Below are 918 nucleotides of genomic sequence, written 5' to 3' on the forward strand. Positions count from 1 at the left end.
ATTTGCGGGTGTGGCGGAATTGGCAGACGCACCAGACTTAGGATCTGGCGCCGCAAGGCGTGGGGGTTCAAGTCCCTTCACCCGCACCAATACTTGCGCGGAAGTAGTTCAGTGGTAGAACACCACCTTGCCAAGGTGGGGGTCGCGGGTTCGAATCCCGTCTTCCGCTCCAGAGACTTGCCGGGGTGGCGGAACTGGCAGACGCACAGGACTTAAAATCCTGCGGTAGGTGACTACCGTACCGGTTCGATTCCGGTCCTCGGCACCAAAGATTTTTGCTTCAGCAAAATATCTTTCCTTACTTTACTCATCAAAAAACTATAATGCATTTTGCGCCCGTAGCTCAATTGGATAGAGCGTTTGACTACGGATCAAAAGGTTAGGGGTTCGACTCCTCTCGGGCGCGCCATATATCGGGAAGTAGCTCAGCTTGGTAGAGCACTTGGTTTGGGACCAAGGGGTCGCAGGTTCGAATCCTGTCTTCCCGACCACTTCTTTGGGGCCTTAGCTCAGCTGGGAGAGCGCCTGCTTTGCACGCAGGAGGTCAGCGGTTCGATCCCGCTAGGCTCCACCAAGTTTTTTTACGAAAGTAAAATAACTACATTGGGTTTACGAAAGTAAAATTCAATACTATATTAAATGTTTCTTGGCGGTGTAGCTCAGCTGGCTAGAGCGTACGGTTCATACCCGTGAGGTCGGGGGTTCGATCCCCTCCGCCGCTACCAATAGGGACCTTTAGCTCAGTTGGTTAGAGCAGACGGCTCATAACCGTCCGGTCGTAGGTTCGAGTCCTACAAGGTCCACCAAGTACCATTTTCATTACGGAGGAATACCCAAGTCCGGCTGAAGGGATCGGTCTTGAAAACCGACAGGGGTGTAACAGCCCGCGGGGGTTCGAATCCCCCTTCCTCCTCCATA

Annotated in this window: 9 tRNA genes; all 9 read left to right on the top strand. The window is 53.1% G+C overall.

The window, feature by feature from the left end:
- Positions 1-4: 4 nt before the first annotated feature.
- Positions 5-89 (top strand) — tRNA-Leu (locus tag KYJ26_RS22775).
- Positions 90-97: 8 nt separating this feature from the next.
- Positions 98-172, top strand: a tRNA-Gly gene (locus KYJ26_RS22780).
- A gap of 7 nt (positions 173-179) precedes the next feature.
- A tRNA-Leu gene (locus KYJ26_RS22785) sits at positions 180-268 on the top strand.
- Between the two features lie 64 nt (positions 269-332).
- Positions 333-409 (top strand) — tRNA-Arg (locus tag KYJ26_RS22790).
- 5 nt (positions 410-414) lie between these two features.
- Positions 415-491, top strand: a tRNA-Pro gene (locus KYJ26_RS22795).
- Positions 492-498: 7 nt separating this feature from the next.
- Positions 499-574 (top strand) — tRNA-Ala (locus KYJ26_RS22800).
- A gap of 74 nt (positions 575-648) precedes the next feature.
- A tRNA-Met gene (locus tag KYJ26_RS22805) sits at positions 649-725 on the top strand.
- Between the two features lie 4 nt (positions 726-729).
- Positions 730-806, top strand: a tRNA-Ile gene (locus KYJ26_RS22810).
- Positions 807-823: 17 nt separating this feature from the next.
- A tRNA-Ser gene (locus tag KYJ26_RS22815) sits at positions 824-916 on the top strand.
- Positions 917-918: the final 2 nt, after the last annotated feature.

Source organism: Rossellomorea orangium (assembly GCF_019334305.1).
Classification (GTDB): domain Bacteria; phylum Bacillota; class Bacilli; order Bacillales; family Bacillaceae_B; genus Rossellomorea.